The sequence below is a fragment of the Streptomyces sp. LX-29 genome (assembly GCF_029541745.1).
Classification (GTDB): domain Bacteria; phylum Actinomycetota; class Actinomycetes; order Streptomycetales; family Streptomycetaceae; genus Streptomyces.
The window spans coordinates 6,063,922-6,088,826 of the sequence record NZ_CP089746.1; the positions used below are offsets into that span (position 1 = coordinate 6,063,922).

19 protein-coding genes are annotated in these 24,905 nt (G+C 71.8%); 10 read left to right on the forward strand and 9 right to left on the reverse strand.

What is annotated here, in order from left to right; all coding sequences use genetic code 11:
- Positions 1-211: 211 nt before the first annotated feature.
- Positions 212-3,355 (reverse strand): isoleucine--tRNA ligase, encoded by a 3,144-nt coding sequence (ileS, locus tag LRS74_RS25575; protein WP_277743201.1) that lies wholly within the window; start codon positions 3,353-3,355, stop codon positions 212-214.
- 546 nt (positions 3,356-3,901) lie between these two features.
- Between ileS and LRS74_RS25580 the strand changes: the two genes are divergently transcribed.
- From LRS74_RS25580 to LRS74_RS25600, 5 genes are all read left to right on the forward strand, one after another.
- Positions 3,902-4,972, forward strand: a complete 1,071-nt coding sequence (locus LRS74_RS25580) for a TraR/DksA C4-type zinc finger protein (RefSeq protein ID WP_277743202.1) — start codon at positions 3,902-3,904, stop codon at positions 4,970-4,972.
- Positions 4,973-5,052: 80 nt separating this feature from the next.
- Positions 5,053-5,643 (forward strand): signal peptidase II, encoded by a 591-nt coding sequence (locus tag LRS74_RS25585; protein ID WP_277743203.1) that lies wholly within the window; start codon positions 5,053-5,055, stop codon positions 5,641-5,643.
- Positions 5,644-5,729: 86 nt separating this feature from the next.
- Entirely contained in the window at positions 5,730-6,671 is a 942-nt protein-coding gene (locus LRS74_RS25590) for an RluA family pseudouridine synthase (RefSeq protein ID WP_277743204.1), read from the forward strand.
- 44 nt (positions 6,672-6,715) lie between these two features.
- A complete protein-coding gene (locus tag LRS74_RS25595) occupies positions 6,716-7,177 on the forward strand; it encodes a GNAT family N-acetyltransferase (protein WP_277744933.1) in 462 nt (153 codons plus the stop codon).
- 189 nt (positions 7,178-7,366) lie between these two features.
- Positions 7,367-7,957: a dienelactone hydrolase family protein gene (locus LRS74_RS25600; RefSeq protein ID WP_277743205.1), complete on the forward strand. Its 591-nt coding sequence runs from the start codon at positions 7,367-7,369 to the stop codon at positions 7,955-7,957.
- 94 nt (positions 7,958-8,051) lie between these two features.
- On the opposite strand, the gene LRS74_RS25605 is transcribed toward LRS74_RS25600, so the two are convergent.
- The 4 genes from LRS74_RS25605 to LRS74_RS25620 form a co-directional block, all read right to left on the reverse strand.
- The gene (locus LRS74_RS25605) at positions 8,052-9,689 is read right to left on the reverse strand and encodes an alkaline phosphatase D family protein (RefSeq protein ID WP_277743206.1); all 1,638 of its coding nucleotides are present in this window, start codon (positions 9,687-9,689) and stop codon (positions 8,052-8,054) included.
- A gap of 124 nt (positions 9,690-9,813) precedes the next feature.
- Positions 9,814-10,650, reverse strand: a complete 837-nt coding sequence (locus LRS74_RS25610; RefSeq protein ID WP_277743207.1) for a thioredoxin domain-containing protein — start codon at positions 10,648-10,650, stop codon at positions 9,814-9,816.
- Between the two features lie 78 nt (positions 10,651-10,728).
- Positions 10,729-11,400: a hypothetical protein gene (locus LRS74_RS25615; RefSeq protein ID WP_277743208.1), complete on the reverse strand. Its 672-nt coding sequence runs from the start codon at positions 11,398-11,400 to the stop codon at positions 10,729-10,731.
- Positions 11,401-11,514: 114 nt separating this feature from the next.
- Entirely contained in the window at positions 11,515-12,858 is a 1,344-nt protein-coding gene (locus LRS74_RS25620; protein ID WP_277743209.1) for a DUF2252 domain-containing protein, read from the reverse strand.
- 159 nt (positions 12,859-13,017) lie between these two features.
- Here LRS74_RS25620 and dnaE point away from each other — a divergent pair, with 159 nt between their 5' ends.
- A complete protein-coding gene (dnaE, locus tag LRS74_RS25625) occupies positions 13,018-16,563 on the forward strand; it encodes a DNA polymerase III subunit alpha (protein WP_277743210.1) in 3,546 nt (1,181 codons plus the stop codon).
- 89 nt (positions 16,564-16,652) lie between these two features.
- Here the strand turns inward: dnaE and LRS74_RS25630 are convergent, their stop codons facing one another.
- Positions 16,653-16,832, reverse strand: coding sequence for a hypothetical protein (locus LRS74_RS25630; protein WP_277743211.1), 180 nt, complete (start codon positions 16,830-16,832; stop codon positions 16,653-16,655).
- Between the two features lie 253 nt (positions 16,833-17,085).
- Here LRS74_RS25630 and LRS74_RS25635 point away from each other — a divergent pair, with 253 nt between their 5' ends.
- The 4 genes from LRS74_RS25635 (at position 17,086) to LRS74_RS25650 (ending at position 21,404) form a co-directional block, all read left to right on the forward strand.
- Positions 17,086-18,351 carry an NYN domain-containing protein gene (locus LRS74_RS25635; RefSeq protein ID WP_277743212.1) on the forward strand — a complete coding sequence of 422 codons (1,266 nt, stop codon included), beginning with the start codon at positions 17,086-17,088 and terminating at the stop codon, positions 18,349-18,351.
- A 393-nt stretch (positions 18,352-18,744) separates the two neighbouring features.
- Positions 18,745-19,725, forward strand: a complete 981-nt coding sequence (locus LRS74_RS25640) for an ABC transporter ATP-binding protein (RefSeq protein WP_277744934.1) — start codon at positions 18,745-18,747, stop codon at positions 19,723-19,725.
- Positions 19,726-19,874: 149 nt separating this feature from the next.
- Entirely contained in the window at positions 19,875-20,690 is an 816-nt protein-coding gene (locus LRS74_RS25645; protein ID WP_260867735.1) for an ABC transporter permease, read from the forward strand.
- Positions 20,691-20,750: 60 nt separating this feature from the next.
- A complete protein-coding gene (locus LRS74_RS25650) occupies positions 20,751-21,404 on the forward strand; it encodes a hypothetical protein (protein WP_277743213.1) in 654 nt (217 codons plus the stop codon).
- A 424-nt stretch (positions 21,405-21,828) separates the two neighbouring features.
- Here LRS74_RS25650 and ybaK read toward each other — a convergent pair whose 3' ends face one another.
- The 3 genes from ybaK to LRS74_RS25665 all read right to left on the reverse strand — a co-directional run bounded on the left by ybaK (position 21,829) and on the right by LRS74_RS25665 (position 24,791).
- Complete coding sequence (gene ybaK, locus LRS74_RS25655; RefSeq protein WP_277743214.1) at positions 21,829-22,338, reverse strand: Cys-tRNA(Pro) deacylase; 510 nt, start codon at positions 22,336-22,338, stop codon at positions 21,829-21,831.
- Positions 22,339-22,362: 24 nt separating this feature from the next.
- On the reverse strand, positions 22,363-23,103 hold the full coding sequence (locus LRS74_RS25660) for an LON peptidase substrate-binding domain-containing protein (RefSeq protein WP_277743215.1): 741 nt from the start codon (positions 23,101-23,103) through the stop codon (positions 22,363-22,365).
- A gap of 80 nt (positions 23,104-23,183) precedes the next feature.
- Positions 23,184-24,791: an oxidoreductase gene (locus tag LRS74_RS25665; protein ID WP_277743216.1), complete on the reverse strand. Its 1,608-nt coding sequence runs from the start codon at positions 24,789-24,791 to the stop codon at positions 23,184-23,186.
- Between the last annotated feature and the right edge of the window lie 114 nt (positions 24,792-24,905).

The window sequence follows — 24,905 nt, forward strand, 5'->3', positions numbered from 1 at the left end:
GCGTCGTCGGGCACCGCCGGGTCGCGGCGTCGTGGTCGCGCGCCGTTGCGGCGGGCTGCTTCCACCGCCGTGCGGAGGGCGGTCGGGGACCCGAGGGTCGGCCGGGAGGCACGTGGCCAGGGGGAATGCCCGGGGCCGGCCAGGAGAACGCCCGAGGGCCCGGCCGGAGGAAATCCGGCCGGGCCCTCGGGGGAGCGCCTCGCGGCAGCGGTTACGCCTTGCGGAGGCGGAAGGTCAGGCCCAGGGAGTCGTCGCTGAACTCCTGGCCGTACGAGTCGTCGGCCGCACCGCTCGCGAAGTCGGTCGCCAGGACCTCGTCCGCGATCAGACCCGCGTGCTCGCCCAGGGCGGTCGAGGTCTCCTCGTCCGTGGCCTGCCAGCGCAGCGCGATCCGGTCGGCGACGTCCAACCCGCTGGTCTTGCGCGCCTCCTGGATCAGCCGGATCGCGTCACGGGCGACACCCGCGCGGCGCAGCTCCTGGGTGATCTCCAGGTCGAGCGCGACCGTGGCGCCGGCGTCGGAGGCGACGGACCAGCCCTCGCGCGGGGTCTCGGTGATGATGACCTCGTCGGGGGAGAGCTCGACCGTCTCGTCGCCGACCACCACGGACGCCGTGCCGTCCCGCAGCGCCAGGGACAGCGCGGCGGCGTCGGCCCCGGCGATGGCCTTGGCCACGTCCTGCACGCCCTTGCCGAAGCGGCGGCCCAGGGCGCGGAAGTTGGCCTTGGCGGTGGTGTCGACCAGGGAGCCGCCGACCTCGCTCAGGGACGCCAGGGAGGAGATGTTGAGCTCCTCGGTGATCTGGGTGTGCAGCTCGGGCGAGAGCGCCTCGAAGCCCGCCGCGGCGACCAGCGCCCGGGACAGCGGCTGACGGGTCTTGACGCCGGACTCCGCGCGGGTGGCGCGGCCCAGCTCGACCAGCCGCCGGACCAGCACCATCTGCCGGGACAGCTCCGGGTCGATGGCGTCCAGGTCCGCCACCGGCCAGGTGGACAGGTGCACCGACTCCGGGGCGTCCGGGGTCACCGGGGCCACCAGGTCCTGCCAGACCCGCTCGGTGATGAACGGGACCAGCGGGGCCATCAGCCGGGTGACGGTCTCCACGACCTCGTGCAGGGTGCGCAGCGCGGCCGCGTCTCCCTGCCAGAAGCGACGCCGCGAGCGGCGCACGTACCAGTTGGACAGATCGTCGACGAAGGCCGACAGCAGCTTGCCGGCGCGCTGCGTGTCGTACGCCTCCATGGCCTGCGTGACCTGGTCGGTCAGCGCGTGCAGCTCGCTGAGCAGCCAGCGGTCCAGCAGCGGCCGCTCGGCCGGGGTCGGGTCGGCGGCGCTCGGCGCCCAGCCGGCGGTCCGGGCGTACAGCGCCTGGAAGGCGACGGTGTTCCAGTAGGTGAGGAGGGTCTTGCGGACGACCTCCTGGATGGTGCCGTGGCCGACGCGGCGCGCCGCCCACGGGGAGCCGCCGGCCGCCATGAACCAGCGGACCGCGTCCGCGCCGTGCTGGTCCATGAGCGGGATCGGCTGGAGGATGTTGCCCAGGTGCTTGGACATCTTCCGGCCGTCCTCGGCGAGGATGTGGCCCAGGCAGACCACGTTCTCGTAGGAGGACTTGTCGAAGACCAGGGTGCCGACGGCCATCAGGGTGTAGAACCAGCCACGGGTCTGGTCGATCGCCTCGGAGATGAACTGCGCCGGGTAGCGCTTCTCGAAGAGCTCCTTGTTGCGGTAGGGGTAGCCCCACTGCGCGAACGGCATCGAGCCCGAGTCGTACCAGGCGTCGATGACCTCCGGGACGCGCACCGCCTCCAGGGAGCAGCCCTCGGCGGTGCAGGTGAAGGTGACGTCGTCGATGAACGGGCGGTGCGGGTCCAGCCCGGACTGGTCGGTGCCGGTCAGCTCGGACAGCTCCGCCAGCGAGCCGACGCAGGTCAGGTGGGACTCCGCGCAGCGCCAGATGGGCAGCGGGGTGCCCCAGTAGCGGTTGCGCGACAGCGCCCAGTCGATGTTGTTGTTCAGCCAGTCGCCGAACCGGCCGTGCTTGACCGACTCCGGGAACCAGTTGGTGTTCTCGTTCTCCCGAAGCAGCTTGTCCTTGATCGCGGTGGTGCGGATGTACCAGGACGGCTGGGCGTAGTAGAGCAGCGCCGTGTGGCAGCGCCAGCAGTGCGGGTAGCTGTGCTCGTAGGGCACGTGTCGGAAGAGCAGCCCGCGCGCCTTGAGGTCGGCGGTGAGGGCCTCGTCGGCCTTCTTGAAGAACTGCCCGCCGACCAGCTCGACGTCCTCCGCGAAGGTGCCGTCCGGGCGGACCGGGTTGACCACCGGCAGCCCGTAGGCGCGGCAGGTCCTGAGGTCGTCCTCACCGAAGGCGGGCGCCTGGTGGACGAGGCCGGTGCCGTCCTCGGTGGTCACATAGTCGGCGTTGACGACGAAGTGGGCGTCCTCGATCTCCACCAGGGAGAACGGGCGCTGGTAGGTCCAGCGCTCCATCTCGCGACCGGTGAAGGTCTGCCCGGTGGCCTCCCAGCCCTCGCCGAGCGCCTTCTCCAGCAGCGGCTGGGCGACGACCAGCTTCCGCTCGCCGTCCGTGGCCACCACGTAGGTGACGTCCGGGTGCGCGGCCACCGCGGTGTTGGAGACCAGCGTCCACGGCGTGGTCGTCCACACCAGCAGGTCCGCCTCGCCGGCCAGCGGGCCGGAGGTCAGCGGGAAGCGCACGAAGACCGAGGGGTCGACGACCGTCTCGTAGCCCTGGGCCAGCTCGTGGTCGGACAGGCCGGTGCCGCAGCGCGGGCACCAGGGGGCGACCCGGTGGTCCTGGACCAGCAGCCCCTTGTTGAAGATCTCCTTCAGCGACCACCACACCGACTCGATGTACTCGGGGTTCATCGTGCGGTAGGCGTCGTCCAGGTCGACCCAGTAGCCCATACGGGTCGTGAGCTCGGCGAACGCGTCGGTGTGCCGGGTCACCGACTCGCGGCACCTGGCGTTGAAGGCGGCGATGCCGTACGCCTCGATGTCCTGCTTGCCGCTGAAGCCCAGCTCCTTCTCGACGGCGAGCTCGACCGGCAGCCCGTGGCAGTCCCAGCCGGCCTTGCGGCCGACGTGGTAGCCCTGCATGGTGCGGAAGCGCGGGAAGACGTCCTTGAAGACGCGGGCCTCGATGTGGTGGGCGCCGGGCATGCCGTTGGCGGTCGGCGGGCCCTCGTAGAAGACCCACTCGGGCCGGCCCTCGGACTGCTCCAGGCTGCGGCTGAAGATCTTGCCCTCACGCCAGAAGTCGAGCACGGCGTGCTCCAGGGCGGGCAGGTCTACCTGGGCTGGCACCTGGCGATACTGCGGCTGTGGACTCATCGAGGTCTTCCTCCGGCGGACACGTCGCTTCGGTTCCGTCGGAGGGACGAGAGCCTTGGCGCTCCCGCGGTACCACCCTCCTTGACCGTGAGCCGCACGGCTCCCGGTCCCCTCATTAGGGGCAGCGACGCCGGTTCTACTCGCCTCCGCGGGCTTTCTTCCGGCAGCTCAGGGGTGATGCTTCACGTCGCGCTCGCCCCCGGGCTCGCACCGTCCCCGGGTCGCTCATGGCTGCGTACGGCGCTACTCGTCCCCTTCCACGCCTTTCGCTGCGCCCAGTGTACGGGTCCCACCACGCGGTGGCCGACTGGATTACCGGCTGCGCCGACCGGGGTACGGGGGGCCACGGGGGCCGGGTCGTCCGGACGATGCGCCGGGTACCCCGGATTACCGGGCGGAGAGAGGGGCACAACGGTGAAGACCGGCTTCTCCTTCGGGCAAGCCGGGCGAATCGGGCGGCGTGCCCCGTTGCCGCGTGCCCGGAGTCGATTTATCGTTCCGGCACGATTCGCGAGCAAGATCACAATATGTGAAGGGGCCGCGGCCATGGTGGCAAGAAAGACCGCCGTCACGAAGACCACGGCGGCGAAGAAGGCCGCCAAGACCACATCGGCCACGGCGGTGGCCGGCACCCCGGCCAAGGCCCCCGCGAAGAAGACCGCACAGCAGACGGCCAAGAAGGTGGCGAAGCAGACGGCGACCAAGAAGACCGCCAAGAAGGCGACGGCGAAGGCAGGAGCCGCGACCGAGAGGAAGAACGCGACCGAGAGGAAGAACGCGACCGAGAGGAAGAACGCGACCGAGAGGAAGAACGCGACCGCGGCGAAGAACACGACCGCCGCCAAGGCCGCGCCCTCCCCCTCCGCGCGGAAGGCCGCCACCGGCAAGAACGCCACCAGCGGCAAGAACGCCACCGCGACCGCCCAGGCGGCCGCCAAGACCACGGGCAAGAAGAGCCCCGCCAAGACCGCGGCCAAGGTCACGGCGGGGAACGGCGCCGGCACCAAGGCCGCGGCGTCCCGAACGACGGCCCGGAAGCCCGCCGAGCGCAAGAACACAGCCCAGACCACAGCCCAGAAGGCCGCACCGGCCCCGAAGGCGGTGCCCGCGAAGAAGACAGGAGCCGAGAACATGGCTGCCAAGAAGACTCCGGGTGAGGCGTCGGCCGGCCAGAAGGCCACCGCGACGGCGACCGCCGTCCCCAAGGCGCGCACCGCCGCCCCCGGCGAGCTGGCCGTACGCCCTGGTGAAGAGCCCTGGTCGCCGGCCGAGGTCGCGGAGGCCCGCACCGAGCTGATGGACGAGACGCACCGGCTGCGCAGCGAGATCCTCGCCTCCGAGGAGGCGATCACCGGGCTGATGCGGGACTCCGGCGACGGCGCGGGCGACGACCAGGCCGACACCGGCACCAAGAACATCACGCGAGAGCACGAGCTGGCCCTGGCCAGCAACGCCCGCGAGATGCTGCTCCAGACCGAGCGCGCCCTCGATCGGCTGGACGCCGGGACGTACGGACTGTGCGAGAACTGCGGAAGCCCGATCGGCAAGGCGCGGATGCAGGCGTTTCCCCGCGCCACGCTGTGTGTGGAGTGCAAGCAGCGACAGGAGCGGCGCTGACCGTTCGTACGGACGTGCCGTAGTCTCGTCCTCAGCCAGGTGGGCGCCTTGGCGCCGGACGCAGACGTTGAGGGACTCACGTGACAGAGGCGGAGCAGGCCATCGGTACGCCGAACCCCGAGAGGGCCGAGAAGGGCGACGAGGCCCGGCCGGTCGGTGACGCCACGAGCGGCACCCCGGGCCGGGGCGCTCGGCGCATCGGCGTGCTGCTTGGCGTGGCCGCCTTCGCCTACCTCCTCGACCTGGTGAGCAAGGTGTTCGTGGTGGCGAATCTCGAGCACCACGCGCCGGTCGAGGTGGTCGGGGACTGGCTGCAGTTCGAGGTGGTCCGCAACCGCGGCGCCGCCTTCGGCTTCGGCGAGGCGATGACCATCGTCTTCACCGTGATCGCGGCGAGTGTGATCGTGGTCATCGCGCGGCTCGCCCGCAAGCTCTACAGCGTGCCGTGGGCGATCGCTCTCGGCCTGCTGCTGGGCGGCGCCTTCGGCAACCTCACCGACCGCGTCCTCCGCACCCCCGGCGGTCTCCAGGGCGCGGTGGTGGACTTCATCGCGCCCGCCCACTTCGCGGTCTTCAACCTGGCCGACTCGGCGATCGTCTGTGGCGGCTTCCTGATCGTGATCCTGTCCTTCCGTGGGCTGGATCCGGACGGAACGGTGCACAAGGACTGAAGTACGGGCCGTTCCCCGGGGTCCGGGGGCGCGGGCGGCGAGGACTGATGTACGAGGTGCCGGGCGCGGTCCGGCATACTCGACGGGTGAGCACGATTCCCGAGATCCGCACCCTGCCCGTGCCCGACGGCCTCGAAGGTGAGCGCGTCGACGCCGCCATCGCCCGTATGTTCGGGTTTTCCCGAACCAAGGCCGCAGAGCTCGCCGCGGCGGGCAAGGTCCAGCTCGACGGCAGCCTGGCCGGGAAGTCCGACCGGGTCTCCGGCGGCGCCTGGCTCGAAGTCGAGATGCCGCAGGCCGCGCCGGCGGTGCGGATCGTCGCCGAGCCCGTCGAGGGCATGGAGATCGTGCACGACGACGACGACATCGTCGTGATCGTCAAGCCGGTCGGCGTCGCCGCGCACCCGAGCCCCGGCTGGTCCGGTCCGACCGTGATCGGCGGCCTGGCCGCGGCCGGCTACCGCATCTCCACCTCCGGCGCCGCCGAGCGCCAGGGCATCGTGCACCGCCTGGACGTCGGCACCTCGGGGCTGATGGTCGTCGCCAAGTCCGAGCGCGCCTACTCCCTGCTCAAGCAGCAGTTCCGGGAGCGCACGGTCGACAAGCGCTACCACGCGCTGGTGCAGGGCCACCCGGACCCGCTCAGCGGCACCATCGACGCCCCCATCGGCCGCCACCCCACGCACGACTACAAGTGGGCGGTGACGGCCGAGGGCAAGCCCAGCGTCACCCACTACGACCTCATCGAGGCGTTCCGCGCCGCCAGCCTGCTGGACATCAAGCTGGAGACCGGCCGCACCCACCAGATCCGGGTGCACATGTCCGCCCACCGCCACCCCTGCGTCGGCGACCTCACCTACGGGGCCGACCCCACCCTGGCCAAGCGGCTGCGGGTGAGCCGGCAGTGGCTGCACGCGGTGCGGCTCGGCTTCGAGCACCCGGACGACCGCGGCTGGGTCGAGTTCGAGAGCGCCTACCCCGACGACCTCCAGGGCGCGCTGGACACCGTGCGGGCGGAGAGCTCGTGACCGAAGCCGCGGACGCGGCGGGCGGCGGACTCCGCCCGGGCCATGTGATCCGGCGCGTCGACGACGGCGACCTGGCCGGCTGCCACGCGGTGCGCCGGGAGGTCTTCGTCGTCGAGCAGCGGGTGCCCGAAGAGCTGGAGATGGACGCCTACGACACCGAGGCCGTCCATCTGCTGGCCACCGGGCCCGACGGACGCCCGGTGGGCACGATCCGCTTCCTGCACGGCGCGGCGGCGGACAGGAAGTACGGGCACACCGGCATCGACGGCGGGACCACCGCCGCCCTCGGCCGCCTCGCGGTCGGTCGCGCCGCGCGCGGCACCGGCCTGGGGGCGGCCCTGGTGCGCGCCGTCGAGGCCGAGGCCCGCAGGATCGGTCTCTCCGGCGTGTACCTGGAGGCCCAGACCCAGGCCGTGGGCTTCTACGAGCGGCTCGGCTACACCGCGCACGGCCCCGAGTTCCAGGACGCCGGCATCCCGCACCGGGCGATGCGGCGGGCGCTGTGACCCCCGCCGTCTGACCCCTCCGCGCGTCGTCACCCGGCACGGCGCGTCCCCACTGCCGGCGGCACGGGCGGCTCGCCGTCGGTGCCGGCTGGCACGATGGGAGTGGCCGCGATCTTTCGCGCGGCCGCGTACCGACGCGTAGCAACCCCGCACTCCATCGAACAGCTCTCGACCAGGGAAGTGGCAGCCGTGGCGCCCTCTTCGACGATTCTCCTCCTGCACTCGGCCTTCGGCCTGCGGCCCGCCGTGCACGCCGCCGCCGACCGGCTGCGCGCCGCCGGGCACGAGGTCCACGTGCCCGACCTCTACAGCGACCAGCCCGTGAAGACGGTGGAGTCCGTCGAGGAGGGCATGGAGATCAAGGACAGGATCGGCAAGGAGGAGCTGCTGCGCCGGGCCGTGGCCGCCGCCGCGCCGCTCTCCGACCGCGGCGTGGTCTACGCGGGCTTCTCCCTCGGCGGCTCGATCGCCCAGAACCTCGCCCTCGCCGACGACAAGGCCCGCGGCCTGTTGCTGCTGCACGGCACCTCGGACCTGGCGGAGGACGCGGCGACCGACGGGCTGCCGGTGCAGCTGCACGTCGCCGACCCGGACCCGTTCGAGCCGCACGACTGGCTGAACGCCTGGTATCTGCGGATGCAGCGGGCCGGCGCCGAGGTGGAGATCTACCGCTACCCGGGCGCCGGTCACCTCTACACCGACCCGGACCTGGCCGACTTCGACCCGGAGGCCGCCGAGGCCACCTGGAGGGTGGCGCTCGGCTTCCTCGCGGAGCTGTAGCCGGCCGCGGCCGACCTCACCCGGCGGCTTCGTCGCCCCGGTCACGAGCGCCGGCGGGTGCGGCCCCGGGCACCGGAGCCGCCCCGCTCCGCGTTCAGCGGACCGGCCGGTCCACCCGCTCCACCCGCTGGGTGCCCGATCGGGTGCGGTACGAGCGGGCCCACGAGGACGTGGCGCCGGGGTCGGTCCTGTCGGACAGCGTGTAGTAGTCCATCTGGGCCCGCTCGGCGGTGACGTCGAGCACGCCGTAGCCGTGCGAGTCCATGTCGACCCACTTCACATGGCGGTTGGCCGCCTTGATCGCGGTCGCGGCGACCAGCGACAGGGTGTGCGGCAGCACGTGCAGCAGGTCGTCGATGTTCTCCGAGGTCACCGAGGTGACCACGAACTCCGTGGCGGCCGACCGGGACAGCGGGTAGGTGGCGGCCTTCACCGGCACGTCGTTGGCCCATGCCATGTGGATGTCGCCGGTGAGGAAGACGGTGTTGTCGATGCCGCGGTCGGTGAGGTGGGCCAGCAGCTCACGCCGGTCGTCGGTGTAGCCGTCCCACTGGTCGACGTTGATCGTCAGGCCCTCCTTGGGCAGCCCGAGGAGCTCGGCCAGCGGCTCCAGCACCGCGGCCGGCACCGCGCCGAAGGCGACCGGCGAGATCATCACCGAGGTGCCGACCAGCTTCCAGGTGGCGTCGGAGCCGGCCAGCCCGCTCTTCAGCCAGTCCAGTTGAGCCCGGCCGGTGAGGGTGCGCTCCGGGTCGTCGACCTTGCCGCTGCCGGGGGACGCCTGCTGCGAGCGGAACGAGCGCAGGTCGAGCAGGTGCAGATCGGCGAGTGTGCCGAAGCGCAGCCGCCGGTAGGTGGTGCCCGCAACGGACGGCCGCACCGGCATCCACTCGAAGTACGCCTGCTTGGCGGCGGCCACCCGCTCCGCCCAGGCGCCCTCGACGCCCGGCGTGTGGTTCTCCGCCCCACCCGACCACGCGTCGTTGGCGAACTCGTGGTCGTCCCAGATGGCGATGATCGGGTGGGTGCCGTGCAGCGCCTGGAGGTCGGCGTCGGTCTTGTAGTGGCCGTGCCGGGTGCGGTAGTCGGCGAGGGTGGTGATCTCGTGGGCGGGGGAGTGGCGACGGACGGTGTACTTCTGCTCCGGGTACTCGCCCGTCCGGTACTCGTAGATGTAGTCGCCGAGGTGGAGCACGGCGTCCAGGTCGCGGCGCGCGGCGAGGTGGCGGTACGCGGAGAAGTAGCCGGCCTCCCAGTTGGCGCAGGAGACCACGCCGAACCGGACGGAGCTCGCGGCCGCGCCGTGCGCGGGGGCGGTGCGGGTGCGTCCCACCGGGGAGGTCACCCCGCCCGCGGCGAACCGGAAGTAGTAGGCGCTCGCCGGCCGCAGGCCCCGGACATCGGCCTTCACGGTGTGGTCGGCGGCGGCGGTCGCGGTCACGGTGCCGTGCGCGACGACGGTGCGGAACGCCTGGTCCTCGGCCACTTCCCAGGAGACCTCGGTGTCGGCTCCGATCCCGGAGCCGGGCTGCGCCCCCGGCTCGGGGGTGACCCGGGTCCACAGCAGGATCCCGTCCGGCAGCGGGTCGCCGGAGGCGACGCCGTGCAGGAAGGCGGGGCCGGAGCCCTCGGCGTGCGCGGTGCCGACGCCGGCGGCGAGGGGGAGCAGGGCGGCGGTGGCGGCGACGGCCGTGACCGCGGAGCGGCGTGATATGGGGTCAGGGGGGTTCACGGCCGCTGACCTTACTGGCAAGTAAGAAAAGAGAACAGACTTCGGGCGGGCGAACTCCAAGAGTTCGCCCGCCCGTCAACCGGCGGCCGCCGACGGCCGCCCGATGTGATCCGCTTTCAGGTGGTTACTTCTTGGGGAACTGCTTGTCGGTCACCTCGACGAACGACGGCAGGTCCAGGATCGCCCCGCCGCTCCGCTGGTCGCTGGACTCCAGGATCTTGCCGTTGTGCCGGAAGGTCGGGGTGCCCCGGACGCCGTTCTTGCCGAAGAGCTCGCCCATCTCCAGCGCCCACCGGTCGTAGGTGCCGTTCCGCACGTCCTTGTCGAACGCCTTGTTCTTCTTGAGCGCCTTCACCTGCTGCGCGATCTCGATCAGCCGGTCGTCGTCGGCGAAGGCGTCATCCCGCTCGGACGGGTGGTTCTCCTTGGAGAAGAGCGCCTTCTTGTACTCGATGAACGCCTCGGGGCTGACGTTCAGGGCGGCGCCCAGCGCGCTGACGGCGTTCTTGGAGCCGACGCCGCCGGCCATGTCGGGCGAGTCGATGAAGTTGAACAGGACGTACCGCACCTTGTAGCGACCGTCCTCGACGTCCTTGAGCATCTGCTCGCCGGCGGACTGCTCGAAGCCCGCGCAGGCCGGGCAGCGCGGGTCCTCGTAGACCTCCAGGGTCTCCTTGGCGTCCTTCTTCCCGATGACGATGTCGCCGTTCTTGCCCGTGGTGTTCGCGGGCTTGACGAACTTGGCGGTCTTGGCCTTGTCCCAGGCGCTGTCGGTGCTGCTCTTCTTGTTCATGTTCGACACGGCGACGCCGATGCCACCGGCCACCGCGAGGACGACGACGATCGCGCCGGCCACCGTCAACTGGCGACGGACCTTGTCCTTCTTGGCCTGGCGCTCCCGCTCGGCGCGCATCCGCTCGCGAGCCGCCTGCTTGTTGGCGTGGCTGTTCCGGTTACTCATGACTGTTTCTTCTCCGTCGGATGTCACGTGTGCGTGAGAATGCTGGGTGATTGCGGTGTCTGCGGCCGGAGCGGGTGCTCAGACGGCCGGAGTGGGGCACCGGGGCGGCCCACGACGCACGACGGAGTGCACCAGCAGGGGAAGCGCGGGGGCCGTACGGTCACGGTGGACCGGACGTACGGGCGGGCGCTCGGCGGACGTGGCCGCGGCTACCGCCGCCACCGCCATGAGGAGCGGCCGGAAGGCGAAGGTGGCGATCGCGCGGAGCAGCTGGCCCAGGGCGGCTTCGCCGCGTCGGAGCCAGGCCGCGGCGGCCAGGCCGACGGCGACGTGCGCCGTCAGCAGCAGCCAGGGCGAGACGCCGACGCCGTTCATCGGGGCGCCGCCGGACAGATGGGTGAGCGGGCTGCCGACACCGCCGCCGGCGCAGACGAAGTCCACCCCGACGACGCGCAGCGGCCCGGTCACCGGGCCTCCGGTGGGGCCGTAACAGGCGTGCTGCCCGCTGGTGAAGGCCGTGTCGGCGGCCAGCTCCAGCGGCACCATCAGCGCGGCGATCTGCCAGAAGCCGCGCTCGCGGCCGGCGAGCGCGTAGGCGATGGCGAAGACCGTGGCGCTGAGCGCGCCGACGACCGTGACCGGGATCGGCACACCGGACAGCAGGACGTGCGACGCGGCGGACAGCGTCACGCACAGCGCCGTGAAGAGCGCTGCGCGTGCCGCCCGCAGGTGAGTCGCTGAGATGTCCATCGGCGCGTAGTGTGCCATGCCGTGTGTAGGTCGCGCGTCAAGACCGCGCGATCGTGCGGGGCGCGGAGCGGTCGAGACCTGCCGGCGCCCGGTTCCCCCCGGCTCGGCCGAGCGTCAGAGCCCCGGGATCCGGCCGTTGCGGAACAGGTCGACGAAGATCTGGTGGTCGGCCCGGGCCCGCGCGCCGTAGGAGTGGGCGAAGTCCACCAGCATCGCGGCGAAGCCCTCCTCGTCGGCGGCGATGACCGCGTCGATGGCGCGCTCGGTGGAGTACGGCACCAGGGAGTGGCCGCTCTGGTCGTCGGCGGCCGCGTGCATGGTGGCCGTCGCCCGCCCCAGGTCCGCGACGACCGCGGCGATCTCGGCCGGGTCGTCCAGGTCGGACCAGTCCAGGTCCACCGCGTACGGCGACACCTCGGCGACCAGCTGCCCGGCGCCGTCCAGCTCGGTCCAGCCCAGCCACGGGTCGGCGTGCGCCTGGAGGGCGCGCTGCGAGATCACCGTGCGGTGGCCCTCGTGCTGGAAGTAGGAGCGCACCCGCGGGTCGGTGATGTGCCGGGAGACCGCGGGGGTCTGCCCCTGCTTCATGTAGATCACCACATCGTTCTCCAGGGCGTCGCTGTTGCCCTCGAGAAGGATGTTGTAGGAGGGAAGCCCGGCGCTGCCGATGCCGATGCCGCGGCGGCCGACGACGTCCTTGACCCGGTAGGAGTCGGGGCGGGTCAGGCTGGAGTCGGGGAGGGTCTCCAGATAGCCGTCGAAGGCGGCCAGGACCTTGTAGCGGGTGGCCGCGTCCAGCTCGATGGAGCCGCCGCCGGCCGAGAAGCGCCGCTCGTGGTCCCGGATCTCGGTCATCGACTCCAGCAGCCCGAAGCGGGTGCGGGAGCGGGCGGTGCGCAGCGCGGTCAGCAGCGGGCCCTCGGCGGTGTCCAGGGTGAAGGGCGGCTGCTCTCCGTCGAGGCCCTCCTGGATCCCGGAGGCCAGGGCGCGGACGCGCTCCCGGTAGGCGGCGGCGTAGGTCTCCACCAGGGTGGTGATCTGCTTGTCGCTGAGCGCCTTGGCGTAGCCGATGAGCGCCACGGAGCCGGCGAAGCGCTTGAGGTCCCAGGTGAAGGGGCCGACGTACGCCTCGTCGAAGTCGTTCACGTTGAAGATCAGCCGACCGTTGGCATCCATGTAGGTGCCGAAGTTCTCGGCGTGCAGATCGCCGTGGATCCACACCCGGCTGGTGCGCTCGTCCAGGTAGGGGCCGCGGTCGCGCTCGCCCTCCAGGTCGCTGTAGAAGAGGCACGCGGTGCCCCGGTAGAAGGCGAAGGCGGAGGCCGCCATCTTGCGGAACTTCACCCGGAAGGCCGCCGGGTCGGCGGCGAGCAGCTCACCGAAGGCGGTGGCGAAGACGGAGAGGATCCGCTCCCCCCGCTGCTCGACGTCCGTCACGGGGACGTGCTGATCCGACATCGCCGGGTGCCTCCTGGGTGCTGACACACAAGACAGGTGTTCCATCGCTGACAACGGCTGAGGCTACTCCTGAGTGCCCGGAGGCTGTCGGTGCGGAGGGGTACTCTTCAAAGCTGTCTCTCCCACCCGTCATCGAGCATTCGCCGGAGGTCTTCCGTCGTGGCCAAGCAGCCGTTCACGCACCTGCACGTGCACACCCAGTACTCGCTGCTGGACGGTGCGGCGCGGCTCAAGGACATGTTCCAGGCGTGCAACGACATGGGCATGACGCACATCGCCATGTCCGACCACGGCAACCTGCACGGCGCGTACGACTTCTTCCATTCCGCGCAGAAGGCCGGCGTGACGCCGATCATCGGCATCGAGGCGTATGTGGCGCCCGAGTCGCGGCGGACCAAGCGTAAGATCCAGTGGGGCCAGCCGCACCAGAAGCGCGACGACGTGTCCGGTTCCGGTGGTTATACCCACAAAACCATCTGGGCGGCCGACAAGACCGGTCTGCACAACCTCTTCCGGCTCTCCTCCGACGCGTATGCCGAGGGCTGGCTGCAGAAGTGGCCCCGGATGGACAAGGAGACCATCGCCCAGTGGTCCGAGGGGCTCATCGCCTCCACGGGCTGCCCCTCCGGCGAGCTCCAGACCCGGCTGCGCCTGGGCCAGTACGAGGAGGCCCGCAAGGCCGCGGGCGAGTACCAGGACATCTTCGGCAAGGACCGGTATTTCCTGGAGCTGATGGATCACGGCATCGAGATCGAGCGCCGGGTCCGCGAGGACCTGCTCAAGATCGGCAAAGAGCTGGGCATCCCGCCGCTGGTCACCAACGACTCGCACTACACCTACGCCCATGAGGCGACGGCGCACGACGCCCTGCTGTGCATCCAGACCGGCAAGAACCTCTCCGACCCGGACCGCTTCCGCTTCGACGGCACCGGCTACTACCTGAAGTCGACGGACGAGATGTACGCCATCGACTCCTCCGACGCCTGGCAGGAGGGCTGCCGCAACACGATCCTGGTCGCCGAGCAGGTCGACACCACCGGGATGTTCGAGAAGCGCGACCTGATGCCGAAGTTCGACATCCCGGAGGGCTACACCGAGATCACCTGGTTCCAGGAGGAGGTCCGGGCCGGCATGAACCGCCGCTACCCGGGCGGTGTCCCCGAGGACCGGCAGAAGCAGGCCGAGTACGAGATGGACGTCATCATCCAGATGGGGTTCCCCGGCTACTTCCTCGTCGTCGCCGACTTCATCATGTGGGCCAAGAACCAGGGCATCGCCGTCGGGCCGGGCCGAGGCTCCGCGGCCGGCTCGATCGTCGCGTACGCGATGGGCATCACCGACCTCGACCCCATCGAGCATGGCCTGATCTTCGAGCGGTTCCTCAACCCCGAGCGCGTGTCCATGCCCGATGTCGACATCGACTTCGACGAGCGCAGGCGCGTCGAAGTGATCCGGTATGTCACGGAAAAGTACGGTGCCGACAAGGTCGCCATGATCGGCACCTACGGCAAGATCAAGGCCAAGAACGCCATCAAGGACTCCGCGCGCGTCCTGGGATACCCCTACGCGATGGGTGACCGGCTCACCAAGGCCATGCCCGCCGACGTCCTGGGCAAGGGGATCGACCTCGACGGCATCACCAACCCCCAGCACCCGCGCTACAACGAGGCGGGCGAGATCCGGGGGATGTACGAGAACGAACCGGATGTGAAGAAGGTCATCGACACCGCCAAGGGTGTGGAGGGCCTGGTCCGGCAGATGGGTGTGCACGCGGCCGGCGTGATCATGTCCAGCGAGCCGATCATCGATCACGCCCCGATCTGGGTGCGGCACACCGACGGCGTGACCATCACACAGTGGGACTACCCCCAGTGTGAGTCGCTCGGCCTGCTCAAGATGGACTTCCTGGGCCTGCGCAACCTCACCATCATGGACGACGCCGTCAAGATGGTGGAGAAGAACAAGGGCGTCAAGCTGGAGCTGCTCTCCGTACCGCTGGACGACCCCAAGACCTACGAGATGCTCTGCCGCGGTGACACGCTCGGCGTCTTCCAGTTCGACGGCGGCCCGATGCGCTCGCTGCTGCGCCAGATGCAGCCCGACAACTTCGAGGACATCTCCGCTGTCTCGGCCCTGTACCGGCCGGGCCCGATGGGCATGAACTCGCACACGAACTACGCCGAGCGCAAGAACGGCCGCCAGGAGATCACCCCGATCCACCCGGAGCTGGAGGAGCCGCTCAAGGAGACCCTCGGCCTCACCTACGGCCTGATCGTCTACCAGGAGCAGGTGCAGAAGGCCGCCCAGATCGTCGCCGGCTACTCGCTCGGCGAGGCCGACATCCTGCGCCGCGTCATGGGCAAGAAGAAGCCCGAGGAGCTGGCGAAGAACTTCGACATCTTCCAGGCGGGCGCCCGCAAGAACGGCTATTCCGACGAGGCGATCCAGGCCCTGTGGGACGTGCTGGTCCCCTTCGCCGGATACGCGTTCAACAAGGCCCACTCCTCCGCGTACGGCCTCGTCACCTACTGGACCGCGTATCTGAAGGCCAACTTCCCGGCCGAGTACATGGCCGCGCTGCTCACCTCGGTGAAGGACGACAAGGACAAATCGGCCGTCTACCTCAACGAATGCCGCCGCATGGGCATCAAGGTCCTGCCGCCGAACGTCAACGAGTCCGAGCAGAACTTCGCCGCCCAGGGCGACGATGTGATCCTCTTCGGCCTCTCGGCCGTCCGCAACGTCGGTACGAACGTCGTCGAGGCGATCATCCGTTCCCGGAAGTCGAAGGGGAAGTACACCTCCTTCCCCGACTACCTCGACAAGGTCGAGGCGGTGGTCTGCAACAAGCGCACCACCGAGTCGCTGATCAAGGCCGGCGCCTTCGACGAGATGGGCCACACCCGCAAGGGCCTCATGGCGCACTACGAGCCGATGATCGACAACGTGGTCGCGGTGAAGCGCAAGGAGGCCGAGGGCCAGTTCGACCTCTTCGGCGGCATGGGCGGGGAGGACGGTGCCGACGACGGCCCGGCCTTCGGTCTCGACGTGGAGTTCTCCGACGTCGAGTGGGACAAGACCTATCTGCTCGCCCAGGAGCGGGAGATGCTCGGTCTCTACGTCTCCGACCACCCGCTCTTCGGTCTGGAGCACGTTCTCAACGACAAGACCGACGCCGCCATCGCCCAGCTCACCGGCGGTGAACACGCCGACGGCGCGATCGTGACCATCGGCGGCATCATCTCCGGCCTCCAGCGGAAGATGACCAAGCAGGGCAACGCCTGGGCGATCGCCACGGTGGAGGACCTGGCCGGCTCCATCGACTGCATGTTCTTCCCCGCCACCTACCAGCTGGTGTCCACCCAGTTGGTCGAGGACGCCGTGGTGTTCGTGAAGGGCCGGCTGGACAAGCGGGAGGACGTGCCCCGGCTGGTCGCCATGGAGCTGATGGTGCCGGACCTCTCGGAGGCGTCGGCCAACGCCCCGGTGACGATCACCATTCCGGCGCTGAAGGTCACCCCTCCGCTGGTGGAGAAGTTGGGTGAGGTGCTCTCCCACCACCGGGGCTCGACCGAGGTGCGGATCAGGCTGCAGGGCGCCCGGAAGACCACGGTGCTGCGGTTGGACCGGCACCGGGTCACCCCCGACCCGGCCCTGTTCGGCGATCTCAAGGTGCTGCTCGGGCCGTCCTGCCTGGGGGCTTAGCACTCCGCTTCGGAGATAGGTGTACGCGAGGGGCGCGCCCGGTGACGGGCGCGCCCCTCAAGCGCTGTGTGGCGCGGACGCGTTGTGGCCTAGTTGTGGCCGAAGCGCTTCTGGCGTCCCTTGTGGGCCACGCTGGTGGGCGAGGAGTGCTGCGACATCCCCTGCTCCGACGGGCTCTCCATCGAGGACGACGTGGTGTGCTCCGGCGAGTGCTGCGCCGCGCTGCGGGTCTGCTGCTGCCTGCGCTGCTGGTTCTTGTTCTTGGCCATGACTGTTCTGCCTCCAGTCGGGGTCGTTCCCCTGGAAAGACACCCTGTCACGGTGGGGCATATCGTGCATTTCGGGCAATTACCGTGAGTGAGAAGCGGGCTTGTGGGGGGTAGGCCGTATCCACCACGCCGTTGATCCAGTTCGAACTGATAACCCCCGTACGGTCGGGCAGACTCGGAGAGAGCCGAAGGCGACAGGGCACGGCGTGCCGGGGGGCGACCACACGTCCGTACTTCAGAAAGAGGGTGGAACGTGGACCGCTGCGTCGTCCTGGTGGACGCCGGGTACCTACTGGGCGCCGCGGCGAGCCTGCTCGCCGGAGAACCCGTCCGCTCCCGCATCTCCGTCGATCACGCGACCCTCATCCACGGCCTGCGCGAGCGCGCCGAGGCCGACACCGAACGCCCCTTGCTGCGCATCTACTGGTTCGACGGCGCCCCCGACCGGGTCCCCCAACCCGAGCACCGGCGGCTGCGGGTCATGCCCCGGGTCACCGTCCGGCTGGGCGCCCTGACCCGCAGCGACGGCCGGCTGGCGCAGAAGGGCGTCGACGCGGCGATGCACGCCGAGCTCACCGAACTCGCCCGTAACCGCGCCTGCTCCGACATCGTCCTGGTCACCGGCGACGGCGATCTGCTGCCCGGCCTGATGTCCGCCAAGGAGCACGGCGTCGCCGTCCACCTGTGGGCCGTCCAGGCCGCCGACGGCGACTACAACCAGTCCGAGGACCTCGTCGCCGAGGCCGACGAGCGCCGGGTGCTGGACCGGGCCTGGATCACCCAGGCGGTCCGCGCCAAGGAGCCCAGCGCGCCCTGCGCCCCCGCCCCCGGCACCCGGCCCGAGATCGCCGCCATCCTCGCCGCCCCACTGCCCGAGACCACCAGCGCGGCCGCCGCGGGTGCCGTCCCCGGCGACCGGCCCGCCTCCCGCAACGGGGGCGGCCGGTCCCCGGCCGTCGCGGAACGGGCCACGGACGCCACCGAAGAGGCCGCCTCCCGTCCCGCGGACAGCGCCGCCGAGGCGGGGGCGGGAACCGCCGGCCGAGGCGTGCCCACCCCCAAGGACCTCGCCGGCCTCGGCCGCGGACCGGCCGGCACCGCCGACCGCCAGCCCGTGCCCAGCGCCACCCTCCGCTGGTCCTCCGACAAGGGCTGGATCGAGCGCGGCACCGGCCTCGGCGAGCCGCCCGAGACCGCCTGCCTCCCGATGCTGGCCCAGCTCACCACCGCGGAACAGCGCTGGGCCGACCGGGAGGAGGACATCACCGCGGTCAGCGGCGACCCCTTCGAGGTCGGCCAGGTCTTCGCCCGCCGCTGGATCGAACGCCTCTCCGACCCCCAGCACCGGCAGCAGCTGTCCCACGAGTACCCCCGCATCCCGCACCGCATCGACGGCGAGCTGCTCCGCTACGCGGCCCGGTTCGGTCTGCTCGCCCACAAGGACGACCAGATCGACGAGCACGACCGCTATGCGATCCGGGCCGGCTTCTGGCGTGAGATCTCCCCCGCGGGGGAGTAGCCGGGACGCGCTCGCCCCGGGGTGCGACCCGCGGTGCGTCGCCCCCCGTAGGCCGCCGCGGGAAGCCCGAACGGCGTATCCGGCGGCGCCCGTCCGGCCGCGAGCGGCGGCCGGGGAGAGGGTCGCCCGGCGCGGCTCCCGCCGGGACGCGGTCGGCACCGTCGGCCTCCGCCGCCGTGGTGGTGCGCCCCCGGGGCGGGACGGAGGGACGGCCGGTGCTCGGGTCCGACGGGGCCGTCCGGGTTCGGAGCGCCCACGATCTTCCGTCACGGGGCGCGCCGAACTGTCACGAGGTGAGCCAAACCCGTGCCCCGAGGCCGAGCGCCGGGGCGAGGGCGCGTACCCTCGTAGCTCGTGAGGACGGGCGCGAAACAGGTGGCGGGCGGCGAAGCGGTGTGTACCGTGCGCGGCCTGGTCAAGACCTATCCAGCCGCGCGCTCGCGTCGGGGGGTGCCGGCGGCGCCGGCCGTACGAGCGAGCGACGGAGTGGACCTCACCGTCGAGCGGGGTGAGGTCTTCGGACTGCTGGGGCCCAACGGGGCCGGAAAGACGACGCTCGTACGGCAGCTGACGGGCCTCCTGCGGCCCGACGAGGGCAGCGTCGAGGTGCTCGGCCACGATCTCGTACGCCACCCGGAGCGGGCGGCGCGCCTGGTCGGCTACCTCGGACAGGAGTCCTCGGCGCTCGACGAGCTGACCGTGTCGCTGGCGGCCGAGACGACCGGACGACTGCGCGGCCTGGACGCGCGCGCGGCCCGCGCCGAGCGGGACGCGGTGCTGGACGAGCTGGGGCTGACGGAGATCGCCGGGCGGCCGCTGAAGAAGCTGTCCGGCGGCCAGCGACGGCTGGCGTGCGTGGCCGCGGCCCTGGTCGGCGAGCGGCCCCTGCTGGTGCTCGACGAGCCGACGAGCGGCATGGACCCCATCGCGCGGCGTGCGGTGTGGACCGCGATCGACCGACGCCGCGCCGAGCGCGGCACCACCGTCCTGCTCGTCACCCACAACGTCATCGAGGCCGAGACCGTTCTGGACCGGGTCGCGGTCATGGAGCGCGGCAAGGTCATCGCCTGCGACACCCCGGCCGGCCTCAAGGCGCTGGTCGCCGACGAGGTACGGGTCGAGCTGGTGTGGCGCACCGACGCCCCGCTGCATGTGCCGGAGGTCGCCGCGCTGCGTGACAGCGCGCGGGAGTCCGGCCGGCGCTGGCTGCTGCGGCTCGCCCCGGAGGAGGCGCGCGCCGCCGTCGCCGCGGTGACCGGCGGCCCGGCCTTCGCCGCGCTCGACGACTTCACCCTCGCCACGCCCAGCCTGGAGGACGTCTACCTGGCGCTGGGCGGCCACGCCGAGGGCAAGGAGGGGCTGGTGAAGGCATGACCCGCCGCCGTGCGGGCGGCCCGCGCCGCGCGCCCGCCGGCACCTCCGTGCCGGGTGCCCGGACGCGCCGGCCCCGCCCCGTCCGACCCCAGTGACCGCATCGAAGAGGAAGAACTGAAGAGGAGCCGCGCAACGTGACTGCCGTGCCTCTGGAGGCCCCGCCCCGCGACCGCACCCGTTCGCGGTCCGGCGCCGGCGCCGCCCGCGAAGCCGCCCCGCTCGCGGCGCGGGCGCGGCTGCTGCCCTCCCTCGCCGCCGTCTACCGGGCGCAGCTCTCACGGGCCCGGGTGGCCCGCATCCCGCTGCTGTTCGTGGCCACCTTCCAGTCCGTCGGGATCATGATCCTGATGCGCGGGGTGGTCGACGGCGGCAGCGAGGCACGCGCGGTGGTCGCCGGCTCCAGCGTGCTGGTGGTGGCGTTCGTGGCGCTCAACCTGTTGGCCCAGTACTTCGGCCAGCTGCGGGCCAGCGGTGGACTCGACCACTACGCGACGCTGCCGGTGCCGCCGGCCGCGGTGGTGCTCGGCGCGGCGGCGGCGTACGCCTCCTTCACCGTGCCCGGCACGGTGTTCACCGCGGTGGCGGGCAGCCTGCTCTTCGGGCTGCCGCTCGGCCACCTGTGGGTGCTCGCCGTGGTGATCCCGCTCTCCGGTGCCGCCCTGGCCGGGCTGGGCGCCGCGCTCGGCCTGTTCGCGCCACGGCCGGAACTGGCCACCCTCTGCGGCCAGCTGGGCATGTCCGCCGTGCTGCTGTTGGGGGTGCTGCCCGCGGAGCGGATGCCCGCGGTGGTGTCGTACGCGCGCGATCTGCTGCCGTCCACGTACGGTGTGGAGGCGCTGGCCCGGTCCTTCGACGCGCGGCCCGACTGGCTGCTGATCTGTGCCGATCTGGGCGTGTGCGCGGGGGTCGGTGTCGTCTCGCTCGCCGCCGCCACCTGGGCCTACCGCCGGGCTGCGGTGCGGTGATTCCGACACAGTGGCCCTCCTGCCGACATGCCCACGCCACTCACCTGGCACGATGACGGGGTGACCGCACCGTTGACGCCGCACGACGAACCCGCCCCCGGCCCGGAGTCCGCCGGGGACGAGACCCCGTACGCCGCCCATACCCCCGAGCCCGCCCCGGAGGACCAGGCCGCGGCGGAGGACGAGCGCGGGATGCGCGCCGAGGTGTTGGAAGCCGCGCTGGTCGGCCTGGCCGTCGCGGTCACCGGGGTGCTGCTGGGCCTGCTGTGGCTGTGGCTGGCGCCGCGCGTGCCGCTGTACACCGACGGCCAGAACATCTATCTGATGAACGCCGAGGGCGAGGAGCGGGTCGGCGCCGACGGCACCTTCGTGCTGCTCGGGCTCGGCATGGGCCTGGTGACCGCCGGGGCGGTCTTCTGGTTCCGGCGGCGTGGCGGCATTCCGCTGGTCGTCGGCCTGGCGGTCGGCTCGCTGATCGGCTCGTACCTCGCATGGAAGGTCGGCCTCTGGCTCGACCCGAACGCCGACATGGTGGAGAGCGCCAAGGAGGCCGGCAAGGGCGCGACCTTCGACGGCCCCCTCCAACTCCAGGCCAAGGGCGCGCTGCTCGCCTGGCCCGTCGCCGCCATGGGCGTCCACTTGGCCCTCACCGGCCTCTTCGGCCCGAGAGACCCGGAACCGGACCCGGACTGGTCCCACCAGCCCCAGGGCTAGCCCACTCTCACGACGACGGCCACCCCGTCCCGCCGCGACGGCGGGCCGGCCACTCTCCTTCCGCCGCGACGGCGGGGTCGCCCCCCCCATTCCGCCGCGATGGCGAGACGCTCAACGGTGGAGTCCGGCGGTGCCAGGCCGACACCAGCCCTCGTGCGCTCGGCGACTGACATCGGCCGAACCCGCCGGGCTCACCCCCTACCGCGGGCACCGGGCCCTACCGACCCGCTCGCGCGGAGCGGCCCGCGCGGCGAGCGCTACGCCGGGCGACGTCCGTGGTTGGCCCGGCCCTTCTTGAGGCGCCAGCGGCGTTTGCGGGTCTTCTTGGACATGACGGTCCTCCCCGGGTGGGACGCGCGGACGGCGTCCCCCTCTGCTACCTAGCCGAGCCGGGCGGAACCGTCCAGGGTCCGGGAGGGGGCGTTCAGAAGCGGGCGATGGGGGCGACCACCGCGTCGGTGAGGGCCGCGAGGTCGGCGGGGGAGAGCTCGACCTCCAGCCCGCGGCGGCCCGCCGAGACGCACACCGTGGGGTGCCCGGTCGCTGAGGCGTCGAGCGCGGTGGGCAGCCGCTTCCGTTGACCCAGGGGGGAGATCCCGCCCCGTACGTAGCCCGTGGTGCGCTCCGCGGCCGCCGGGTCGGCCATGGCGGCGCGCTTGCCGCCGACCGCCGCCGCCAGCGCCTTGAGGTCGAGCGAGGCGGAGACGGGCACGATCGCCACCGTCAGCGCGTCGTCGACGGAGGCGATCAGCGTCTTGAAGACCCGCGAGGGATCCACGCCCAACGCCTCGGCGGCCTCCTCGCCGTACGAGGGGGCGGCCGGGTCGTGGTCGTAGGCGCGCACCGTGAAGTCCGTGCCCGCCGCCGTCAGCGCGACCGTCGCCGGGGTCGAGCCGCCGGAGCCGGTGTTCTGCTTCCTGGACTTCCTGGCCACGGTGCGATCGCCTCCGGATGGTCGTCAGTTGGGGCTGGTGGGCTGCCGCGTCAGCTCCACGGCGGGCAGCGACGGGAGCTTACCGATCACCGCCGTCTCGGCGCGCAGCAGTTTCAGCTCCTCGGCCAGCCGGGAGGCGGTGTCCGGGGCCTGGAGCAGCCGCTGCTTGGCGGGGATGTCGAGCACCGCGGCGGCCGCGACCAGATAGGAGACCACCGACGGCTCGTCGGGCAGCTCCTGGGTGCCGGACAGGCTCAACTCGCGCGCCCCGGCCAGTCGCTTCTGGTAGGTGCGGAAGGCCCGCAGCACGCCGTTGGCCAGCGCCCCGGCGCCCTCGCCCGGCTCCTCCGGCAACTCCTCGACCTCCCCGGTCAGGTACGGACCGGAGGCGTCGACGGACAACAGCCGGAAGCGGGTGGTGCCGGTGGCGATGAGCTCGTAGGTGCCGTCGCGCTGCTCCCGGATGGTCGCCACGTCCGCCACACAGCCCACGGTGTGGAAGGCCAGCATGGGATCGGCGCCGAAGCCGGCCGCCGCGCCGCGGCGGGTGGGCGCGGTCGGGTCCGGTAGTCCGGGGGCGGTCGGGGCGACCTCCCGGCCGTCGCGGATGGCGATCACACCGAAGCGGCGCGGCGCCTCCTCGGGTAGCGCGGCGAGATCGCGCACCAGGGCGCGGTATCGCTCCTCGAAGACGTTGAGGGGCAGCACCAGACCCGGGAACAGCACGGTGTTCAGCGGGAAGAGCGGAAGGCGGGCGGACGTCACGACGCGTAAGCCTAATGGCCGTAGGCCCGCCCGGTCCTTCCTCGGCCGTCACAACCCGGCGGTAACGGCCGTCTCCCCGGCTACTGCCGGCGCAGCAGCCGCGAGGCGCCCGCCGCCACCGTCGTCGCCAGGATCCAGCCCAGCAGGACTAAGACCGCCGCCGCCCACTGGCCCAGCCCGTCCGGCCGCCAGTAGGTGTCCTGACCCAGGTCGATGACGGGCAGCAGCAGGTCCAGGGTGTAGAGGTACGCGTTCCAGTGCGGCGCCTCGCCCGGCTTGATCGCGTCCGGGCGGTGCCGGGTGAAGAAGACGGTGCTGATGGCCCACAGCACCGCCATCCACACCGCCGCCCGCCCGGGCCGGTAGCCGTACGCCACCGTCCAGTCCTGGAGGTAGCCCCAGAGCTTGCCGGCCACCGGGAGGGTCTCCCGGCGGCGGCGCTGCTTGGCCAGCAGCACCTCGCGCGCGTCGGCGTCCTCGCCGCTGGCCCGGAGGGCGTTCGCCAGCATCTCGTACGGGTCGGGGGCGTACTCGGGCGTGGCGGCGGCCACCCACTCCAGTCGGCGGGAGAGCGGGAAGTGGCCGCGCGGGATGAGGTTCTCGTAGCCGAAGCCGGCCATCGCCAGGCCGCCGGGCCCCGGCCAGCTGACCGAGCGGTCGACCAGGTTGACCACCTTCGCGCCGGAGAGGATCACCCGACCGCGCTGCGGCCGCTCGCCCAGGAACCGCAGCTCCGGGGTCTGCACCCGGCGCAGGGACAGCTCCTGGTCGTTCTCCAGGACGAAGCGGGCCTGGTCGAGGTCGATCGCGTCACCGAACCGGCCGTCGTCGAGCCGCACCCCGCCCTCGCACTCGAAGCGCTGGATGCGGGTGCCACGGGTGGGCGTGTTGGCGGTGCCGTACGGCGGGGTGGAGCCGGCGCCGCTGGAGAACGGCGAACCGCTCACCCCCGCGGCCGTCAGGTACAGGGTGCGCTCCACGGTCAGCTGCGGGGCGTTGAGCGCCCGCCGCCCGTACGGATTGCGCAGCTGGCTGCCGCGCAGGCTCAGCGACACCCCGATCTTCGCGCCGCGCAGGCTCAGCTCCCCGTAGGACTCGATCATCTCGGCCTGGAGGTCCTGGCCGACGGTGAGGCCGTCCGCGGTGATCGACCGGCCACGCCGGTCGCGCCGCACCACCAGCTGGTTCAGCAGCAGATCGGTGCCTATGTGCGCGTCGGTGAGCCGGATGCCCTGCTCGACCACGCAGCGCGGTAGATGCAGATCGCCCTCGGTGTGCAGCCGGGCCGCCTCGACCCGGGGGACGGCGCAGCCGACCAGCCGCAGCGTGGTGAAGCGGCTCTCGGGCAGCAGCAGCTCCTGCTCGAAGCGACAGTTGCGCAACTCGACGTAGGGCGCGATGGAGCCGCCGGCCAGGTCCAGGGTGCCGGTGATGTGCACCCCGTTCAGCTTCAGCGCGGAGACCCGGCCGGGCTGCGCCGGCGGGCTGCTCAGCAGCAGCAGCGCCACCACGCGGGCCCGCACGCTGCGCTCCGGGCCCCAGGCGTGTGGCCCGGCCGGGTCGTTGCGCTGGGGGTGCGGGGTGCGCAGATCGAGGGTGCTGCCGTTGCGGAACGCCTGCCACATGCCCCACTCCGGAGTGGTCAGATCCAGACCCGCCGGCGGGTCGCCGTCGTGTGGCTCGGTCACAGCCGTTTCCCCTCCCGGGCGCCGGTCCGCCGACCGGACGCCCGTCACCCGTCTCCGTACACCCGCACGGATCCCCATTCCCGCTGAGTAATCGGTTGAACGCCAGCGGTCAGG